We start from the raw sequence: 18809 nt of genomic DNA, 5'->3' as shown, positions 1-18809 counted from the left end.
CCGGGCCGGGGGCCGTGTGCGGCGTCACACCGCCACATGCGGGACAATCGTCGGCGACACCTCACCCCACGGCGTTGGAGACTCAGACATGGCCCACACCCCCGTCAACCACCCCGCGCGGCCGATCTACCGGGCGATCGGCGGGCTGACCGGTCTGTACCTGGTGGTCTTCGGTGTGCTCGGCATCATCGCGAGCGCCGGCAACGAGATCCTCGCGCAGGATGACACGAAGGTCCTCGGCCAGGGCACCAACCTCGGCTTCTCGCTGCTCAGCGTGCTGCTCGGGGTCGTCGTGCTGATCGGCACCGGTCTCGGCCGCAACATCGACGTGGCGATCAACCAGTGGCTGGCGTACGCCCTCATGGTGATCGGCCTGGCCGGTCTCGCGTTCATCCGGACCGACGCGAACATCTTCAACTTCAGCATCACCACTGTGGTCGTGGTGCTCTCGGCAGCCCTGGTGCTGCTCATGGTCGGCATGTACGGCAAGGTCGGGTCGGACGAGGAGGCGGAGGCCTTCCAGAAGGCTCGGCTCGTCCTCTGAGGTTGCTGTTGCGGTTTTCGCCGGAGTCCGAGCTGCTCCGGGCGGTCAGGCTTGATCCCTGCGCAGCTCGGGCTCCGGCGCGAACCTGACCTGGTCCAGCCATTCGGCGGACCCTTCGGCTTTGTGGTTCATCGGACAGCTGGCTCTGCCTCGGGTGACAATCCTCCTGAAACGGTCAAACTCGGGTAAATTGGGGTCAGGGGCATGCCGCACTTTCCGGTGAACCATCCGGCTCGGCCGATCTACCGGGTCCTCGCCGGTCTGATCGGCGTCTACATCCTGGTCTTCGGAGTCTGGGGTGTCGCCGAGACGTTGGGCGACCCGCTCTTCGACAGGGGCAGCCACTGGGCGCTCGGGCTGCGCACCAACCTGGCCTTCTCGCTCGCCTCGGTGGTCTTCGGGGTGGTCCTGATCATCGGGGCGTCCCGGCGCACCAACCTCGGCCACTACATCAACCTCACCGCCGGTGTGGTGTTCCTGGTGACCAGCATCCTGATGATGTCGGTGCTCCAGACCGAGGCGAACTTCCTCAACTTCTCGATGTCGACGGTGGTCGTGTCGATGCTGTTCGGGTTGGTCCTGCTCGGCACCGGCCTGTACGACAAGGTGGGCCCCCCGGAACACGCCGAGGCGGAACTGGAACTGCGCAAACACCCGGTGGCCGACTCCCACCGCCGCTGAACGGGGTCAGCCGCGCCGAGTGGTGATCAACGTCGGCTTCGCCTCCAGGTGCGACAACCCGTTCCACGCCAGGTTGACCAGATGCGCCGCCACCGTCTCCTTGCGCGGCTTGCGGACCTCCAGCCACCAGCGGCCGGTCAACGCCACCATGCCCACCAGCGCCTGCGAGTACAGCTCGGCGAGCTTCGGGTCGTAGCCGCGGCTCTTGAACTCGGCGCCCAGGATGTGCTCGACCTGGTGGGCCACGTCGTTCATCACGCTGCTGAAGTTGGCGGTGCCGGACATCAACGGCGACTCGCGGACCAGCACCCGGAACCCGCTGGTCTCCTCCTCGATGTAGCCCAGCAGGGCCAACGCCGCCTGCTCCAACAGCTCCCGGGGGTGCCCTGCGGTCAGCGCCGTGGTGATCCGGTCCAACAGGGCCCGGACCTCCCGGTCCACCACCACCGCGTAGAGGCCCTCCTTGCCGCCAAAGTGCTCGTACACGACCGGCTTGGAGACCTTGGCGCGGGCCGCCACCTCCTCGATGGAGGTGGCGTCGAAACCACGCTCGGCGAACAACTGCCGGCCGGTCGCGATCAGCTGCTCCCGCCGCTGGGCCGCCGACATGCGGACCCGGGAAGCGGGCTTGGGCTTCGGTGCCGGGACCGGCGGAGTCGCCCGGCCGCCGACACCGTCGCTCGCCTCGGACATGTCGCCGCCTCGCTGGCGCTTGGTGACGCCCTGCCGTGGGATGGTGCCTCCGTCGTGCCCGTTCACGTCGTCGCCTCACCGGCGGGCGGTCCAGCCGCCCCGCCACGCCGTCCGACCGTGCCCGGATCGGGCTCGGCTCCCCGTCTGCCGAGCCGTCCGGTCCCCCCGCGTCGCTCGGTCACCCGGCCATCCTGCCAGGCGGTCTCCCGGTGCACCGCCCGGTTTATCGGGGTGCGACAGGCTTCACCAGCTTGGCCTCGAGGCGCTCCGGCTTCGGCCAGCGCACCTGCGAGGCCGCGCCGACCTTCTCGAACAGCCAGATCACCCGGGCGGAGATGTCCACCTGGCCGCGCAGCACGCCGTGCCGGGCGCAGGTCGGGTCCGCGTGGTGCAGGTTGTGCCAGCTCTCGCCGAAGGACAGGATCGCCAACGGCCAGAAGTTCGAGGCGCGGTCACCCTGACGCATCACGAACGGGCGCTCGCCGTACACGTGGCAGACCGAGTTGATCGCCCAGGTGACGTGGTGCAGCAGGCCGATCCGGACCAACCCGGCCCAGAAGAACGCGGTGAGCGCGCCCTGCCACGACCAGGTGATCAGGCCGCCCATCACCGCGGGGCCGAGCAGCGAGATGGCCACCAGCACCGGGAAGAGCCGGTCCACCCGGCTGATGTCGCGGTCGGCGATCAGGTCCGGTGCGAACCGCTGCCGGTTGGACAACTCGCGCCGGAACAGCCAGCCCACGTGCGCGTGGAACAGGCCCCGGGTCAGCGCCCAGAAGCTGGTGCCGAAGCGCCACGGCGAGTGCGGGTCACCCTCCAGGTCGGAGAAGGCGTGGTGCCGACGGTGGTCGGCCACCCACTGGATGATCTCGCCCTGCACCGCGAGCGAACCCGCGACTGCCAGCGAGGCGCGCAGCCAGCGCTTCGCCTTGAACGACCCGTGGGTGAAGTAGCGGTGGAAGCCGATCGTGATGCCCAGCCCGGACACCACGTACCAGACCAGGGCGATGATCACGTCGGTCCAGCCCAGCCAGCCACCCCAGGCCACCGGGACGGCGACCAGCAGGGCCACGAAGGGGATCACCACGAACGCCCAGAGGGCGGCCAGGATCCCGGAGGACTGGCTGCCGTCGGTGAGCGGTTTCGGGCCGGGGGCGGCGGTGTTGGGTTCGAGCACGGTGGTCATGGCACCTCGCAGAGGGGGACGGAAACGATCACGAAGCTACGCCTACGTCACCGTAACTTACGGCACCGTAGATCGCACGGGGAAGTTCCAACAGGCCTCGACAAGCTGCCCAAATAACCAGGTCAGAAGCCTCTGGCGTGGGGCGGCCGACAGGGTCTCGTCTCGTCCGGGCCACTCTCCCGGACGCTCCCGGCGCGGGTCGGGTTGGGCGGGACGAAATGAGCGGTGGCGTCCGGCGCTCGGGGCGCTAAGGTGTAGCCCGGGATACCCATCCCCTGATGCGACACCCTCATGTCGCTGATCGGCCGTGGTGTAATTGGCAACACCCGGGTCTTTGGTACCCGTATTTCAGGTTCGAACCCTGGCGGCCGAGCTGCCCCCCTAAGTCCGTTTTAGGCTCCACTGGGGGTAAGAGGGAACCGTGCCGGGCCCCGCGGTTAGCATGGCCGCGAGAGTGTCCGCCGTCCCGACGGGAGCCACACCGTGCCCCAGCCCCACAGTCGTACCGTCGTCGTGCTCGCCGCCGGTGAGGGCAAGCGGATGAAGTCGACACTGCCCAAGGTGCTGCACCCCCTGCTCGGCCGTACGCTGCTCGGCCACGTGCTGAGCGCGGCCGCGCCGCTGGCCGCGGACCGCACCGTCGTGGTGGTGGGGCACGGCGCCGACCAGGTCCGGAGCCACCTGGGCGAGATCGCCCCGGACGCCACCCCCGTGCTCCAGGCCGAGCAACTCGGCACCGGTCACGCCGTACGCATCGCGCTGGAGGCCGTCCCGGAGGGCGCCGGCACCGTCGTGGTGATCAACGGGGACGTGCCGCTGCTGCGCCCGGAGACGGTGGGCGCGCTGGTGACGGCACACGAGGAGGCGGCCGCCGCGGCGACGGTGCTGGCCGCCGAGGTCCCCGACCCGACGGGCCTCGGGCGGATCGTCAGGGACGCCGACGGGCGGCTGGAGCAGATCGTCGAGGAGCGCGACGCCGACCCGACGCAGCGCGCCATCCGGGAGATCAACGCCGGGATCTACGCGTTCGACGCGGCGCGGTTGCGCGATGCGCTCGGCAAGCTCTCCACCGACAACGACCAGGGCGAGGAGTACCTGACGGACGTCTTCGGCCTGCTGCGCTCGGCCGGGGAGCCGGTCGCGGTACACGTGGCCGCCGACCACGTCGAGACGTTGGGCTGCAACGACCGGGTCGAGCTGGCGTCGCTGCGGGCTCTGCTGCGCGACCGGGTCAACGAGGCGTGGATGCGCACCGGGGTGAGCCTGCTCGACCCGGCGACCACCTGGATCGACGTGACCGTCGCGCTGGACCGCGACGCGGTGGTCGACCAGAACACCCAACTGCGCGGCGCCACAGTGGTCGGCTCCGGCGCGCTGATCGGCCCGGACGTCACGCTCGTCGACACGATCGTCGGTCCGGGGGCGTCGGTGGTCCGCAGCCACGCCGTCGGCGCCGAGGTCGGCGAGGGCGCCAGCGTGGGGCCGTACGCGTACCTGCGGCCGGCGGCTCGACTGGCCGGCAAGGCGAAGGTCGGCACCTTCGTCGAGGTCAAGAACTCGCAGATCGGCGCCGGCTCGAAGGTGCCGCACCTGACGTACGTCGGCGACGCGACGATCGGCGAGCAGACAAACATCGGGGCCGCCTCCGTCTTCGTGAACTACGACGGGGTCAACAAGCACCGCACGGTGATCGGCAGCCACGCCCGTACGGGAGCGGACAACATGTTCGTGGCACCGGTCGAGGTGGGCGACGGCGCGTACACGGCGGCCGGCTCGGTGATCGTGGACGACGTGCCGGCGGGCGCGATGGGTGTCGCCCGGGCGCGCCAGCGCAACATCGAGGGCTGGGTGGTGAAGCGGCGGGCCGGTACGGCGGCGGCCGAGGCCGCGCAGCGGGCCGGCGACGCGAAGGGTGCGTCGGATGTGGCACCCGCCGCAAGCGACAGTGAGGCAATGCACGGGCGGGCCGAGACGGTGGGCGGTACGTCCGGCGCGGGAGATACTGCAACCGACTAGTCCCCGACCCACCACCACCGGGCCGGGTACCGCCGACAAACGGGAGCAGACGGGCCCATGGGCAGCATCGTCGCCGAAAACCGCAAAAGCCTGATGCTCTTCTCCGGACGGGGTTTTCCGGAGCTGGCCAAGGAGATCGGCGAGGTGCTCGGCGTGGCGCCGACGCCGGCCGACGCGTACGAGTTCGCCAACGGCGAGATCTTCGTACGCTTCAAGGACTCGGTGCGTGGATCGGACGCCTTCGTGGTGCAGTCCGTGACGCACGGGGTCAACACCTGGGTCATGGAGACCCTGATCATGGTGGACGCGCTGAAGCGGGGTTCCGCCAAGCGGATCACCGTGGTGTTGCCGTTCTACCCGTACGCCAGGCAGGACAAGAAGCACCGTGGTCGGGAGCCGATCTCGGCCCGGCTCGTGGCGGATCTGCTGAAGACGGCAGGCGCGAACCGGATCCTCACCGTCGACCTGCACACCGCGCAGATCCAGGGCTTCTTCGACGGCCCGGTGGATCACCTCTTCGCGATGGACATCCTGGCGGAGTACGTGGAGCACCGGTACGCCGGCCGGCCGATGACCGTGGTGGCACCGGATTCGGGGCGGGTGCGGGTGGCCGAGCGGTGGACCGACCGGCTGGGCGGCTGCCCGCTGGCGTTCATCCACAAGACCCGCGACCCGATGAAGCCGAACCAGGTGGTGGCGAACCGGGTGGTCGGTGAGGTGGAGGGCCGGGTCTGCCTGATCGTGGACGACATGATCGACACCGGTGGCACGATCGCCAAGGCGGCGGACATCCTCAAGGAGTCGGGCGCGGCGGAGATCGTGGTCGCCTCCACCCACGCGCTGCTGTCCGATCCGGCGATCGAGCGGCTGAAGAACAGCTCGATCAGCGAGATCGTGGTGACCAACACGCTGCCGTTGCCTCCGGAGAAGCAGCTGGACAAGCTCACAGTGCTGTCGATCGCGCCGCTGCTGGCACGGGCGATCCGGGAGGTGTTCGACGACGGCTCGGTGACCACCCTCTTCGGTGGCCTGAGCTGAGCTGCGCGTGCGGGCCCCGGTTCCGCCAGTCGCCGTGCCGGTACGGGTTCGGGCTGACAAACTGGTCGAAACGGGGCCGACTCGCTGGCGGGAACACCGCCGACGCGCCGGCCTGGAGCTGTGATCGGGGACTGCCGGAAACCGTGGAATCAGCTCGGGTAGACTGGTGCGGTTGCCACGGCGAGGGTGCCCGGCGGGCCGCTGAATAGCGCCGCACGGAGGCACCGTCATCGACGCGGTGCTCCGGGCAGTCGTTCATGACGCATGAGCCCCAGCGAGCCCCTCGCCCCAGCACCGCCAGACGACAAGCCGCCGCAGCGAAAAGCATCAGGAGTTTCCCCGTGTCCGAGGTAAAGATCAGCGCCGAGCCCCGTACCGAGTTCGGCAAGGGTGGTGCCCGCCGTACCCGCCGGGCCGGCAAGGTGCCCGCCGTGCTGTACGGCCACGGCGAGAAGCCCAAGCACATCGCGCTGCCGTCGCGGGAGTTCGCCGCCGCGATCCGCAAGGGTGGCGCCAACCAGCTCTTCGCGATCGACATCACCGACGGCACCCAGGTGCTGGCGCTGCCGAAGGCGATCCAGCGTGACCCGATCAAGGACACCTTCGAGCACGTCGACCTGCTGCTGGTCCGCCGCGGCGAGAAGGTCACCGTCGAGGTTCCGGTCCAGCTGACCGGCGAGGCCGCACGGGACACCCTGATCGTGCACGACCACGACACCCTCTCGGTGACCGCCGACGCCACCAAGGTGCCGGACCACCTCGAGGCGTCGATCGAGGGCCTGGAGGCGGGCACCCTGGTGACCGCCGGCGATGTCGACCTGCCGGCCGGCGTCGAGCTGGCCGCCGACTCGGAGCTGACCGTCGCCTCGGTGACCGCCGCCCCGACCGCGGAGCAGCTCGAGGCGACGCTGCCCGAGGTCGAGGTTGCCACCGACGAGGCCGAGGCCGAGGTCGGCGAGACCACCGAGGGCTCCGAGGGCGCGGACGCCCCGGCCGCCGAGGGCGACGAGACGACCGAGGCGCGCACCGAAGCCTGATCGGTTCGTACTGTGCGACAGGCGTCCCCGGAGGATCGGGGGCGCCTGTCGGCGTATCGGGAGTCGGTGGGACGGGCGTCGGAAGGGACGGGTCGTGACGGACGAGGCGGGGCCGTGGCTGGTCGTCGGCCTGGGCAATCCGGGCCGGGAGTACGCCGGGAACCGGCACAACGTCGGGTTCATGGTGGCCGACCTGCTGGCCGCTCGGGTGAGCGCGCGGTTCGGTAGGCACAAGCGGGCGGTCGCCGAGGTGGCCGAGGGACGGCTGGGTTTCGGTGGGCCGAAGCTGGTGCTGGCCAAGCCACTGACGTACATGAACCTCTCAGGTGGGCCGGTGGCGGCGCTGTCGCAGTTCTACAAGGTGCCGCCGGCGCAGGTGGTCGCGGTGCACGACGAGCTGGACATCGGGTTCGGCCAGGTGCGGGTCAAGTGCGGCGGCGGCGAGGGCGGGCACAACGGCCTGCGCTCGATGTCGAAGTCGTTGGGTACGAAGGACTACGTCCGGGTGCGGTTCGGCGTCGGCCGGCCACCGGGGCGGCAGGACCCGGCGGATTATGTGCTGTCGGATTTCGGCACGGCGGAACGCAAGGAGCTGGATTTCCTGGTGGACCGTGCTGCCGACGTCGTGGAGTCGGTGATCCTCAAGGGCGTGGAACCCACCCAGAACCTCTACCACGGGGCCTGAGCCGGGCGGGGCGTACCGGATCAGCCGCACCGGGCCGGTAGTCTGCGCCTCTTGGCGGGCCGCGACCGGCGAGTGCCTCGCGGTGGGTGCCCGTGCGGGTACGGACCGCGGCGAGGTGACGGGAGCGGACACAGATGGGCAGTCCTCCGATGATCGACGGCGCGTTCGCCCGGTGGCTGGCGGCCCGGGCCGGTCAGGCGTTGCTCGACCTGCGTACGGAGTTGGGCTTCACGGACGCCGGCGCGCTCAAGTCGGCCGGGGACAAGGTGTCGCACGACCTGATCCGTACGGAGCTGGCGAAGTGGCGGCCGGGCGACGCGGTGCTCTCCGAGGAGGACGAGGGGTCGCGGCTGGCCTGGGCGGCGGAGGTCAACGCCGGGGCGGTGTCGCGGCTGACCGCCGACCGGGTGTGGATCGTCGACCCGTTGGACGGCACCCGGGAGTTCGCCGAGGAGGGCCGCTCGGACTGGGCCGTGCACATCGCGCTCTGGGCACGCAACGCGCCGAGTCCGCACGGGCTGGTCGCCGGGGCTGTGGGCCTGCCGGCGCAGCACCGGGTGCTGGGCACTGACTACCCGCCGGCGTACCCGCCGATGACAGTGGAGGCGGCGACGGCGGGTACGCGGGTGATCCGGTTGGCGGCGAGCCGGAGCCGGCCGCCGGTGTTCCTCACCGACCTCGCCGAGGACGTGGGGGCGAAGCTGGTGCCGATGGGGTCGGCCGGAGCGAAGATCGCCGCGGTGGTCACCGGTGAGGTGGACGCGTACATCCACGCCGGCGGTCAGTACGAGTGGGACTCGGCGGCGCCTGTCGCTGTGGCGACGGCCACCGGACTACACGCTTCCCGGATCGATGGTTCTGCGCTGAAATACAACGAGGCGGATCCACGCCTGCCGGACCTGCTGGTCTGTCGCAAGGATCTCGCCACCCGGTTGCTTGCAGCGCTGCAGAGACATTCCGGGTAGCCTGAGCGGACTTTCTTGACATGCCCGACCGGAAAGGTCTGGAAATCGGATGAGCGAGCGAATCGAGCCGGTGTCATGACCACGCCCGCCGCCTACCGGGTCTCCCACCTGGACACCCTGGAGGCGGAGAGCATCTTCGTGATGCGCGAGGTGGTCGCCGAGATGGAACGCCCGGTGCTGCTCTTCTCCGGCGGCAAGGACTCGATCGTCATGCTGCGCCTGGCGCAGAAGGCGTTCGCCCCGGCCAACATCCCCTTCCCGGTCATGCACGTCGACACCGGGCACAACTTCCCCGAGGTCCTCGAATACCGCGACCAGCGGGTCGCCGAGCTGGGGTTGCATCTCGTGGTGGCGAGCGTGCCGGAGGCCCTGGCCAGCGGCATGGTCCGCGAGTCCGGCGACGGGATGCGTAACCGGATCCAGACGCCGGTGCTGCTGGACGCGGTGGAGAAGCACCGCTTCGACGCGCTGTTCGGCGGCGCCCGCCGGGACGAGGAGAAGGCCCGCGCCAAGGAACGGGTGTTCAGCTTCCGCGACGAGTTCGGCCAGTGGGATCCGAAGAACCAGCGGCCGGAGCTGTGGTCGCTCTACAACGGCCGGCACCACCCGGGCGAGTCGATCCGGGTCTTCCCGCTGTCCAACTGGACCGAGCTGGACGTGTGGCACTACATCGCCCGCGAACGCATCCCGCTGCCGTCGATCTACTACGCGCACGAGCGCGAGGTGATCGAACGGGACGGGATGTACTACGCCGTCAACGAGTTCTTCCGCCCCCGCGCGGGCGAGGAACGGTTCAAGGCGCAGGTGCGCTACCGCACCGTCGGCGACGCCTCCTGCACCGCGGCGGTCCGCTCCGACGCGGACACCGTGGAGAAGGTCATCGAGGAGGTAGCGGCGACCCGGATCACCGAGCGGGGCGCGACCCGTGGTGACGACCGGGTCAGCGAGGCCGCCATGGAGGACCGCAAGCGGGAGGGCTACTTCTGATGACCACCGAGATCGCGGCGTCCGCCAATGCGGAGGCCCGGGCTGTTACCGGAGCCGGGCCGGAGGCCCGGCCCATGGACCTGCTGCGCTTCGCCACCGCCGGCAGCGTGGACGACGGCAAGTCGACACTCATCGGCCGGCTGCTCTACGACACCAAGTCGCTCTTCACCGACCAGTTGGCCGCGGTGGAGGCGGTGAGCGCGGCCCGCGGCGACGAGTACACCAACCTGGCGCTGCTCACCGACGGCCTGCGCGCCGAGCGGGAGCAGGGCATCACCATCGACGTGGCGTACCGGTACTTCGCCACGCCGCGGCGCAAGTTCATCATCGCCGACACTCCGGGGCACATCCAGTACACCCGCAACATGGTCACCGGGGCGTCCACCGCCGACCTGGCGTTGATCCTGGTGGACGCGCGCAAGGGTCTGGTCGAGCAGTCCCGCCGCCACGCGTTCCTGTGCTCCCTGCTGCGGGTGCCGCACCTGGTCCTCTGCGTCAACAAGATGGACCTGGTCGACTGGTCGCAGGAGGTCTTCGAGCGCATCGCCGACGAGTTCACCGCGTTCGCCGCGAAGCTCGACGTACCGGACCTGACAGTGGTGCCGATCTCCGCGCTGCGCGGCGACAACATCGTGGCCCGCTCGGAGAACATGCAGTGGTACGAGGGTCCGTCGCTGCTGCACCACCTGGAGCGGGTGCACATCGCGAGCGACCGCAACCTCGTCGACGTCCGGTTCCCGGTGCAGTACGTGATCCGTCCGCAGTCCACGACTGTGACCGACTACCGCGGCTACGCCGGCCAGGTCGCCTCCGGCGTGCTCAAGCCCGGTGACGAGGTGATGGTGTTGCCGTCCGGCTTCACCAGCCGGATCGCCGCGGTGGAGACCGCCGACGGGCCGGTCGCTGAGGCGTTCCCGCCGATGTCGGTGACGGTACGACTGGCCGACGAGATCGACATCTCCCGGGGTGACCTGATCTGCCGCCCGAACAACGCACCGGCGGTGGCCCAGGACATCGAGGCGATGGTGTGCTGGATGGACGAGACAGCCCCGTTGCGGGTCGGCGGCAGGTACGCGATCAAGCACACCACCCGTTCGGCGCGGGCGATCGTGCGTGGGCTGCACTACCGGCTCGACATCAACTCGCTGCACCGGGACGAGTCGGCGGACGAGTTGCGGCTCAACGAGATCGGTCGGGTGCGGCTGCGCACGACTGTGCCGCTGCTGGCCGACGAGTACCGCCGCAACCGCACCACTGGAGGCTTCGTCATCATCGACGAGACCACCAACCGCACGGTGGGCGCCGCCATGATCGTCGAAGTCAGCTAGCGCCGCCCGCCCGCCGCGCTGCGCTGCGCTGCGCCAAGATCGCGCTCAATCCATGAAGTAGTGGCCTCCCCCTCCGGGGAGGCCACTACTTCCATGAACAAGCACGATCTTCCCGCTCCCCACCCTCGACCTCGCCGGTGATCAAGAGGTTCGCGTCAGAATCCGGGCTCGGACTGACGCGAACCTCTTGATCAACCCGGGTCAGTCGAGGCGGGTGGCGCCGGGGGCGGGGAGGACCGTCAGGGTGTTCGGGGCGGTGAAGCCCTGCTCGGCGTAGGCGGCCGTGACGGCTGCGGCCACCGCGTCGGACCGATCGGTCTCGACCAGCGCCAGGACGCAGCCGCCGAAGCCGCCGCCCGTCATCCGGGCCCCGAGCGCGCCTGCCGCCAGCGCCGCCTCGACCGCGGTGTCGATCTCGGGCACGGTGATCTCGAAGTCGTCGCGCATCGAGACGTGCGAGGCGGTGAGCAGCGGGCCGATGTCCCGTACGCGGCCGGCGCGCAGCAGCGCCACAGTGTCCAGCACCCGCTGGTCCTCGGTGACCACGTGCCGGACGCGGCGTCGGGTCTCCTCGTCGTCGATCCGGGCCAGCGCGGCGTCGAGCTGGTCGACTGACACGTCCCGCAGCGCGGCTACGCCGAGCGCCTTCGCACCCGCTTCGCAGGACCGGCGGCGGGCCGCGTACTCGCCGTCGGCGTGCCGGTGCGGCGCCCGACTGTCGACGACGAGCACGGCCAGGCCGGCGGCGTCCAGGTCGAAGGGGATCTGCTCGACGGACTCGTCGCGGCAGTCGAGGAAGAGCGCGTGCCCGGCCCGGCAGCGGATCGACGCGGACTGGTCCATGATCCCGGTCGGGGCGCCGACGTATACGTTCTCGGCCCGCTGCGCCAGCCGCGGCAGTCGTTCGGCGGGCAGGTCCAGACCACCGAGGTCGAGCAGGGCGGTGAGGACTGCCGACTCCAGGGCGGCCGAGGACGACAGGCCCGAGCCCAGCGGCACGTCGGACGCGATCGCCAGGCGGGCACCGGGCACGGCGTGGCCGGCGTCGCGCATCGCCCAGACCACCCCGGCCACGTACGCGCCCCAGCCGGTGACCCGACCCGGCTCGGCCACGTCGTCGGCACCGAAGGTGATCGTCTCGTCGGACAGCTCGGACCAGACCGTCCACTGCTCGCCGTCCTGCCGGTCGGCGGCGACGACGGTCCGCAGCGGCAGCGCGAAGGGCAGCACGAACCCGTCGTTGTAGTCCGTGTGCTCGCCGATCAGGTTGACCCGGCCGGGGGCCGCCCAGCGGCCGGCCGCGTTGCCGCCGTACCGGCTGGTGAAGCCCTCGGCGGCCCGTGCGGCGACGTCGCCGGTGGGGTTTGTCACGGTGCCTCCTCGGTTGGCGGCTGCTCCAGGACGTGCGCGCGGTAGAAGGCCCAGGCGTCGCCGACCATGTCGTGCAGGGTCGGCTTCTGCGGCACCCAGCCCAGTTCGTCGCGGGCCAGCGCGGAGGAGGCGACCAGCTCCGCGGGGTCGCCCTCGCGGCGTGGGGCCACCTCGACCGGCAGGGGTTGCCCGGTGACCTCGCGGACCACGTCGACGACCTGGCGGTTGGTGAAGCCGTTGCCGTTGCCCAGGTTGTAGATCCGGTGCTGGCCGGAGGTGGCGGCGTCCAACGCCAGCAGGTGGGCGCGGGCCAGGTCGGCGACGTGGATGTAGTCGCGGACGCAGGTGCCGTCCACAGTGGGGTAGTCGTCGCCGAAGAGCTGGAGCTTCTCGCGCCGGCCGGCCGCGACCTCGAGCGCGATCGGGATCAGGTGTGTCTCCGGGTCGTGCCGTTCGCCGAGCGGGACGGTGCCGTCGAGGTACGCCCCGGCCACGTTGAAGTAGCGCAGCGAGACCGCGGCCAGCCCGTGCGCGACCGCCTCGGAGGTGAGCGCCATGTCGGCGGCGAGTTTCGTGGCGCCGTACGTGTTGGTGGGCGCCTTGACGGCGGCTTCCGGGATGGGCAGTTCGGTGGGGTTGCCGTAGACGGCGGCGGTGGAGGAGAAGACCATCCTGGGCACCCGGGCAGCCCGTACGGCGTCGATCAGGGCGAGCGTGCCGACTGTGTTGTTCTGCCAGTACAGCTCGGGCTTGACCATCGACTCGCCGGCGGCGATCAGGGCGGCGAAGTGCAGCACGCCGTCGAAGCCGGCCTCGGGGGTGACGATCCGTGCGGCGTCGTGGATGGACGCCTCGACATGGGTGGCGTCGGGGGCGAGTGCCTCGCGGTGGCCGGTACGCAGGTCGTCCAGGACGACGACGTCGTGCCCCGCGTCCAGCAGCATCCGGGTCACCACGCTGCCGATGAAGCCGGCGCCCCCGGTGACGAGCAGTTTCACGTCGTTGCCTCCTGATTCGACCCCGCCCGGGGCTGGCCCTTCGGTGATCACCCTACGGCTGCGGCGGGCACCTCGACCGAGCGTGCCGCCAGCACCATTCCATCATAATCTTTCACGATCGAACAGACTCGCACAATCCCGGTGGAGTGGGCCGCCGGTGTCTACCATCTCTGTCATGCGGGAAGCGGCCCGTACCGGGCTCCGGCGACGCGCGCGGGGGCGGCCCCGCCGCGACCCAGGCCCGCTCGCCCGGGCCGTCGCCCGGGTTCTCGTCCGCACCGCCGACGGCGCCAGCCGCCTCGTCACCGACCTGCTCGGCGCCGGCCCGGCGGCCGGCCGGGAACGCATCACCGAAGCCGAACTGCGGGACCTCGTGGCGGCGAACACCGTGCTCGACCCGGACGAGCGGCGGATCATCGACGAGGTCCTGGTTGCCGGTGCCAGCCTCGTCCGCGAGGTGATGATGCCCCGCACCGAAGTGGTCTTCCTCCCCGCCCGACTGACCATCGCCGAGGCCGCCCGGATCGTCCGCGCCGAGACGCACACCCGCTATCCGGTCACCGACGGCACCCACGACGACGTGGTGGGCTTCGTGCACCTGCGCGACCTGCTGCTGCGCCCGGACGTCGACAGGTGCGCCACTGTCGGCGAGCTGAGCCGCGAGGTGAAGCGGCTGCCCGGCAGCAAACGGGTGCTTGCCGCGCTCACCGAGATGCGCCGCGAGGGCCAGCACCTGGCCGTGGTGGTCGACGAGTACGGCGGCACGGCCGGGATCGTCACCCTGGAGGACCTGATCGAGGAACTGATCGGCGAGATCCACGACGAGTACGACGACGCCCCCGACCCGGTGCACCCCGGGCTGCCCGCCGTGGTGGACGGACGACTCAACCTGTCCGACTTCGCCGAGCGGACCGGTGTGGTGCTGCCCGCCGGGCCGTACGAGACGGTGGGTGGCTTCGTGATGGCCGCGCTGGGGCGGCTGCCGGTCACCGGAGACGAGGTGCCGGTGCCCGGTGAGCCGGTCGACGCGGGTGCTCCCGACCCGCCCGGCGGCTGGTCGCTGCGGGTGCTGGCGTTGGACGGACGGCGGGTGGCCCGTCTCGCGGTCGCCGCCGTGCGGACCGTGGAGCAGCGGCAGGACGTCGTCGGCGGGAACCCTCGGGATCCGGTGGCGGGGCAGCGGGGCCGCGCCCCGGCCCGCCGGGAGGACACGGGGGAGCCGTACGAGGTCAGCGCCCCCGCACCGGCGGGCCGGGGCCGACCCGCCGGCCCGTCATGACGGACCGGGTTGCTTGCTGACAGAATTATCGCCATGTCCGACGTACCCGCCCGTCCCCGCGTCTTCTCCGGCATCCAGCCGACGGCCGACTCGTTCCACCTCGGCAACTACCTCGGGGCGGTACGGCACTGGGTGGCCCTTCAGGAAACCCACGACGCGTTCTACTGCGTGGTGGACCTGCACGCCATCACCGCTGGGCACGACCCGGCGGTGCTGCGGCAGCGGACCAGGGTGGCGGCCGCGCAACTCTTCGCGGTCGGTCTGGACCCGGAGCGCAGCACTTTGTTCGTGCAGTCGCAGGTGCCCGAGCACCCGCAGCTGGCCTGGGTGCTCGGCTGCATCACCGGCTTCGGCGAGGCCAGCCGGATGACGCAGTTCAAGGACAAGTCGCAGAAGCAGGGCAACGAGCGGGCCAGCGTCGGGCTCTTCACCTACCCGATCCTGCAGGCTGCCGACATCCTGCTCTACCAGGCCAACGCGGTGCCGGTCGGCGAGGACCAGCGCCAGCACCTGGAACTCTCCCGGGATCTGGCCCAGCGGTTCAACTCGCTGTTCGGTACGACGTTCACGGTGCCGGCGCCGCACATCGTCAAGGACACCGCGAAGATCACCGACCTGCAGGAGCCGACGGCGAAGATGTCCAAGTCGTCGTCCTCGCCGGCCGGCATCATCGACCTGTTGGACGACCCGGCCCGCTCGGCCAAGAAGATCCGCTCGGCGGTGACCGACACCGGTCGGGAGATCGTCTTCGACACCGAGACCAAGCCCGGCGTCTCCAACCTGCTGACCATCCACTCCGCGCTCAGCGGTCGCGGCATCGACGAACTGGTGGCCGCGTACGCCGGTCGCGGTTACGGCGACCTCAAGAAGGAGCTGGCCGAGGTGGTGGCGGAGTTCGTCCGCCCGATCCAGGAGCGCACCCGCACGTACCTGGACGACCCGGCGCAGCTGGACAAGCTGCTCGCCGCCGGTGCCGAGAAGGCCCGGGCGGTGGCCGGGCCGACGCTGCGGTCCGCGTACGAGCGGGTCGGTTTCTTCCCGCCGGTGCGCGGCGAATAGCGCCGCGGGACAGGTGGGCGGGTCGGTGGCCGAGAAGGCGGCGCGGAGCGTGGATCGCAGTGGCGGGGTGCCGCCCACCGGCGACACCATCCAGATCGGCATCGCGGTGGACATCCCGGAGCCGTGGGGCGGCCAGCTCACCCGGCGACGGATCGAGGCAGGTGACCCGCTCGCGGTGCCCGCGCACGTGACGCTGCTCGGGCCGACCGAGATCCCGACGGCCAACCTGCCCGCCATCGAGCAACACCTGGCCGCCGTCGCCGCCGCGCACCTGCCGTTCGCGCTGCACCTGCGGGGCACCGGCACGTTCCGTCCGGTGACGCAGGTGGTCTTCGTCGCGGTGGCCGCCGGGATCAGCGAGTGCGAGCTGCTGGCCGCGGCCATCGCCGCCGCGCCGGGCCTGCACCGTCAGACCCGCTTCCCGTACCATCCGCACGTCACCGTCGCGCAGGACGTCGCGCCCGAGGCACTGGACAAGGCGTACGAGGATCTTGCGGACTTCTCGGCGATGTTCGAGGTCGAGGCGTTCACCCTCTTCTCGCACAGCGGGCAGGCCCGGTGGCAGCCGCGTCGGGACTTCCGGCTCGGCGACTGACCGGCCGGCGACGCGCCGGTCGGCGAGCATCGCAAGCCGGGTTGCCACTACGGCGGTGAAAGATCGGCGAGGATGATCGCGTGAACGTGATCGGCCAGATCGAGGCGGGCATCGACCGCTGGGTGAGTGCCGCGCGTGGCCGCTCCGGTCTCTTCGACCACCTGTGGCGGGCCGGAACGCTCTACGGCGAGGTGTTGGCCGGGCGGCTGGCGGCGGCGATCGCCTACTACGGCTTCTTCGCGGTGTTCGCCCTCGCCCTGGTCGCGTACTCGATCTTCGGGGCGATCCTTGAGGACAACGACGAGGTGAGCGCGGCGGCTGCCGACTTCCTCAAGGAGAACCTGCCGTTCCTCGACGCGCAGCAGATCGCCAACTCCAGCGGCACGGTGGGCGTGGTGGGTCTGGTCATCCTGGTCTTCACCGGGATCGGCTGGGTGGAGGCGATCCGCTCCTCGCAGCGACTGATGTACGCGCTCAACCAGCAGCCCGGCAACCTGGTGATCCGACGGCTTGTCGACCTCGGCGTGATGATCGGCGTCTTCGTGCTCCTGGGCGTCTCGGTGGCGGCCGTGGACGCGCTGGAATCGCTGCTGCGCTTCCTGCTGCGCAGCACCGGATCGGTGGGGCTGACCACTGTCAGCGCGGTGCTCAGCGTGCTGGTCAACGCGGTGCTCGCCACCGCCCTGCTGCTCGCGGTGCCCCGGCTGCGGATGAGCCGGTCCCGACTGCGGCCGGTGGTGCTGCTCGTCGCGATAGGCATCACGCTGCTCAACACCGTGGGCCGCTACTACGTGGTGCGCACCGAACGGAACCCGGCGTACACGGTGGTGGCCGGCGCCGTCGGTCTGCTGCTCTACCTCTACCTGCTCAACCAGTTGGTGTTGTTCGGGGCCGCGCTGCTCGCGACCAGCACGAACGGGCGGGTGGTGGACCTGGCGGAGGGCGCTCCGGCGGCGAAACTCGACGAGGACACCGATCCCGGTACGCCGGGCGGCGCGGGCTGATGGCGGAGGGTGCGCAGGTGATGATCTCGGTCGACCCGGACTCGGCGGTGCCCCCGTACGAGCAGGTACGCGTGCAACTCGCCGAGTTGATCGGCGACGGTCGGCTCCCTGTTGGCAGCCGACTGCCCACCGTCCGGCAGCTCGCCGCCGACCTGCGGCTGGCCGCGAACACGGTGGCCCGGGCGTACCGCGAGCTGGAGACGGCAGGTCTGCTGGAGACCAGGGGGCGCAACGGCACCTTCGTCGCTCCGGGCCGGGACGACGCGGTGGACCGGCTCCAGCGGGCTGCCGCCGGCTACGCGGCCGAGGCGGCCCGGCTGGGCGTACCGCCCGCCACCGCTCTCGCGCTGGTCCGTGCCGCTCTGGACGCGGCCCGCCCCGGCTGACCGCCCCGGATCGGCCGCCGGACGGGCGGTCCTGCGGGGAAACCGTGTCCGGCGCTCGCGTTCGCGGCGATGATGAGCCGGTGGGCGCACTCATGACACTTGACCTGCCGGCCGACTCGCCGCTGCTCGGGCTTCCGTGGATCATCACCTTCGGCCCGCTCGGCGATCTCGACGAGTGGGAGCCGGTGGTCTGCGGGCCGTACGAGCGGCCGCACGCGCTGGCGCTGGCCGAGGCGGTGGTTGCCGAGGAGCAGCTGATGGCGGTGGTGGAACCACTGCTGCCGGCGCTGTCCGCCGACGAGATCCGCAGCGAGATCGCCGCAGCGCAGGTCGCCGCCGAGGACGAGGCCAGTCAGGTCGAGGGGGCCGACCTGTACGGCGACTTCGAGGACGTGATCGACGAGGAGTTGGACGCCGCCGCCGACGAGGCGGGTCACGGCGAGCCCGCCGAACCGCCGGACGAGGCCGAGGTACGCGAGGGCTTCACCCGGATCGCGGCGCTGCTCACCGCGAAGTGACGCGGCTGCTCAGCGGGTCGGCGGGCCGTCCAGCACGCAGAACTCGTTGCCCTCGGGGTCGGCGAGGACGGTGAACCCCTCGGTGCCGGTCTGCCCGACGTCGACGTGCCGTGCGCCGAGGTCGACGAGGCGTCGTACCTCGGTCTGCGGGTCGTCGTCGGCGACCAGGTCGAGGTGCAGACGGTTCTTGCCCCGCTTGGGGGCGCCGGAGCCCTGCAACCAGATGGTGGGCGCGGGCCCGGACGGCTGCCCCGACGGCCACAGCTTGGCGCTGCCGTCGTCGCCCTGTTCGACCTCGTAGCCGAGTGCCGCCGACCAGAACGGGACCATCAGGTCCAGGTCCTCGACGTCGATCGTGCACTGTGCCACGCGTACCGCCATGGGTCACCTCCGTAGCGTCGGTGCCCGGTGCGGTACCCACGGCGGCGCCGCCGCACAC

General features: G+C 70.8%; 20 protein-coding genes and 1 tRNA gene. 16 read left to right on the top strand and 5 right to left on the bottom strand.

Annotated features, from left to right (window positions below; translation table 11 throughout):
• Positions 1-88 precede the first annotated feature (88 nt).
• Both ACZ6N8_RS03305 and ACZ6N8_RS03300 read left to right on the top strand, forming a co-directional pair.
• On the top strand, positions 89-544 hold the full coding sequence (locus tag ACZ6N8_RS03305) for a DUF4383 domain-containing protein (protein ID WP_364368344.1): 456 nt from the start codon (positions 89-91) through the stop codon (positions 542-544).
• 204 nt (positions 545-748) lie between these two features.
• Positions 749-1225: a DUF4383 domain-containing protein gene (locus ACZ6N8_RS03300; RefSeq protein ID WP_387111528.1), complete on the top strand. Its 477-nt coding sequence runs from the start codon at positions 749-751 to the stop codon at positions 1223-1225.
• Positions 1226-1231: 6 nt separating this feature from the next.
• On the opposite strand, the gene ACZ6N8_RS03295 is transcribed toward ACZ6N8_RS03300, so the two are convergent.
• Positions 1232-1918, bottom strand: coding sequence for a TetR family transcriptional regulator (locus tag ACZ6N8_RS03295; RefSeq protein ID WP_466007148.1), 687 nt, complete (start codon positions 1916-1918; stop codon positions 1232-1234).
• A gap of 223 nt (positions 1919-2141) precedes the next feature.
• Positions 2142-3104, bottom strand: coding sequence for an acyl-CoA desaturase (locus ACZ6N8_RS03290; protein WP_466007146.1), 963 nt, complete (start codon positions 3102-3104; stop codon positions 2142-2144).
• A 301-nt stretch (positions 3105-3405) separates the two neighbouring features.
• Here ACZ6N8_RS03290 and ACZ6N8_RS03285 point away from each other — a divergent pair.
• The 8 genes from ACZ6N8_RS03285 (at position 3406) to ACZ6N8_RS03250 (ending at position 11160) form a co-directional block, all read left to right on the top strand.
• Positions 3406-3477, top strand: a tRNA-Gln gene (locus ACZ6N8_RS03285).
• A gap of 110 nt (positions 3478-3587) precedes the next feature.
• Positions 3588-5120, top strand: coding sequence for a bifunctional UDP-N-acetylglucosamine diphosphorylase/glucosamine-1-phosphate N-acetyltransferase GlmU (glmU, locus tag ACZ6N8_RS03280; RefSeq protein ID WP_466007144.1), 1533 nt, complete (start codon positions 3588-3590; stop codon positions 5118-5120).
• Positions 5121-5177: 57 nt separating this feature from the next.
• Positions 5178-6158: a ribose-phosphate diphosphokinase gene (locus ACZ6N8_RS03275; RefSeq protein WP_139584190.1), complete on the top strand. Its 981-nt coding sequence runs from the start codon at positions 5178-5180 to the stop codon at positions 6156-6158.
• Positions 6159-6499: 341 nt separating this feature from the next.
• Complete coding sequence (locus ACZ6N8_RS03270; protein WP_466007143.1) at positions 6500-7195, top strand: 50S ribosomal protein L25/general stress protein Ctc; 696 nt, start codon at positions 6500-6502, stop codon at positions 7193-7195.
• A gap of 94 nt (positions 7196-7289) precedes the next feature.
• Positions 7290-7880 (top strand): aminoacyl-tRNA hydrolase, encoded by a 591-nt coding sequence (pth, locus tag ACZ6N8_RS03265; RefSeq protein ID WP_466007141.1) that lies wholly within the window; start codon positions 7290-7292, stop codon positions 7878-7880.
• A 134-nt stretch (positions 7881-8014) separates the two neighbouring features.
• Positions 8015-8845, top strand: a complete 831-nt coding sequence (locus ACZ6N8_RS03260; RefSeq protein ID WP_466007139.1) for an inositol monophosphatase family protein — start codon at positions 8015-8017, stop codon at positions 8843-8845.
• Positions 8846-8920: 75 nt separating this feature from the next.
• Positions 8921-9832, top strand: a complete 912-nt coding sequence (gene cysD / locus ACZ6N8_RS03255) for a sulfate adenylyltransferase subunit CysD (protein ID WP_364368323.1) — start codon at positions 8921-8923, stop codon at positions 9830-9832.
• A 74-nt stretch (positions 9833-9906) separates the two neighbouring features.
• Positions 9907-11160: a sulfate adenylyltransferase subunit 1 gene (locus ACZ6N8_RS03250; protein ID WP_466007311.1), complete on the top strand. Its 1254-nt coding sequence runs from the start codon at positions 9907-9909 to the stop codon at positions 11158-11160.
• 201 nt (positions 11161-11361) lie between these two features.
• On the opposite strand, the gene galK is transcribed toward ACZ6N8_RS03250, so the two are convergent.
• On the bottom strand, positions 11362-12531 hold the full coding sequence (galK, locus tag ACZ6N8_RS03245) for a galactokinase (protein WP_466007138.1): 1170 nt from the start codon (positions 12529-12531) through the stop codon (positions 11362-11364).
• Complete coding sequence (galE, locus tag ACZ6N8_RS03240; RefSeq protein WP_466007309.1) at positions 12528-13475, bottom strand: UDP-glucose 4-epimerase GalE; 948 nt, start codon at positions 13473-13475, stop codon at positions 12528-12530. The genes galK and galE overlap by 4 nt, the downstream gene beginning before the upstream one ends.
• 229 nt (positions 13476-13704) lie before the next feature.
• Here galE and ACZ6N8_RS03235 point away from each other — a divergent pair, with 229 nt between their 5' ends.
• From ACZ6N8_RS03235 to ACZ6N8_RS03210, 6 genes are all read left to right on the top strand, one after another.
• Positions 13705-14808, top strand: a complete 1104-nt coding sequence (locus tag ACZ6N8_RS03235; RefSeq protein ID WP_466007136.1) for a hemolysin family protein — start codon at positions 13705-13707, stop codon at positions 14806-14808.
• 33 nt (positions 14809-14841) lie between these two features.
• The gene (trpS, locus tag ACZ6N8_RS03230) at positions 14842-15867 is read left to right on the top strand and encodes a tryptophan--tRNA ligase (RefSeq protein WP_364368312.1); all 1026 of its coding nucleotides are present in this window, start codon (positions 14842-14844) and stop codon (positions 15865-15867) included.
• 25 nt (positions 15868-15892) lie between these two features.
• Positions 15893-16462 (top strand): 2'-5' RNA ligase family protein, encoded by a 570-nt coding sequence (locus ACZ6N8_RS03225; protein ID WP_466007135.1) that lies wholly within the window; start codon positions 15893-15895, stop codon positions 16460-16462.
• An 80-nt stretch (positions 16463-16542) separates the two neighbouring features.
• On the top strand, positions 16543-17466 hold the full coding sequence (locus ACZ6N8_RS03220) for a YhjD/YihY/BrkB family envelope integrity protein (protein ID WP_387111561.1): 924 nt from the start codon (positions 16543-16545) through the stop codon (positions 17464-17466).
• 20 nt (positions 17467-17486) lie between these two features.
• Positions 17487-17852, top strand: a complete 366-nt coding sequence (locus tag ACZ6N8_RS03215; protein WP_466007307.1) for a GntR family transcriptional regulator — start codon at positions 17487-17489, stop codon at positions 17850-17852.
• An 80-nt stretch (positions 17853-17932) separates the two neighbouring features.
• Positions 17933-18370: a hypothetical protein gene (locus ACZ6N8_RS03210; RefSeq protein WP_466007133.1), complete on the top strand. Its 438-nt coding sequence runs from the start codon at positions 17933-17935 to the stop codon at positions 18368-18370.
• A gap of 9 nt (positions 18371-18379) precedes the next feature.
• On the opposite strand, the gene ACZ6N8_RS03205 is transcribed toward ACZ6N8_RS03210, so the two are convergent.
• The gene (locus ACZ6N8_RS03205) at positions 18380-18751 is read right to left on the bottom strand and encodes a VOC family protein (protein ID WP_466007131.1); all 372 of its coding nucleotides are present in this window, start codon (positions 18749-18751) and stop codon (positions 18380-18382) included.
• Positions 18752-18809: the final 58 nt, after the last annotated feature.

The organism is Micromonospora sp. NPDC047521, from assembly GCF_055587305.1.
The sequence above is the reverse complement of the archived record's forward strand: the minus strand, read 5'-3'. Positions and strand labels throughout refer to the sequence as shown.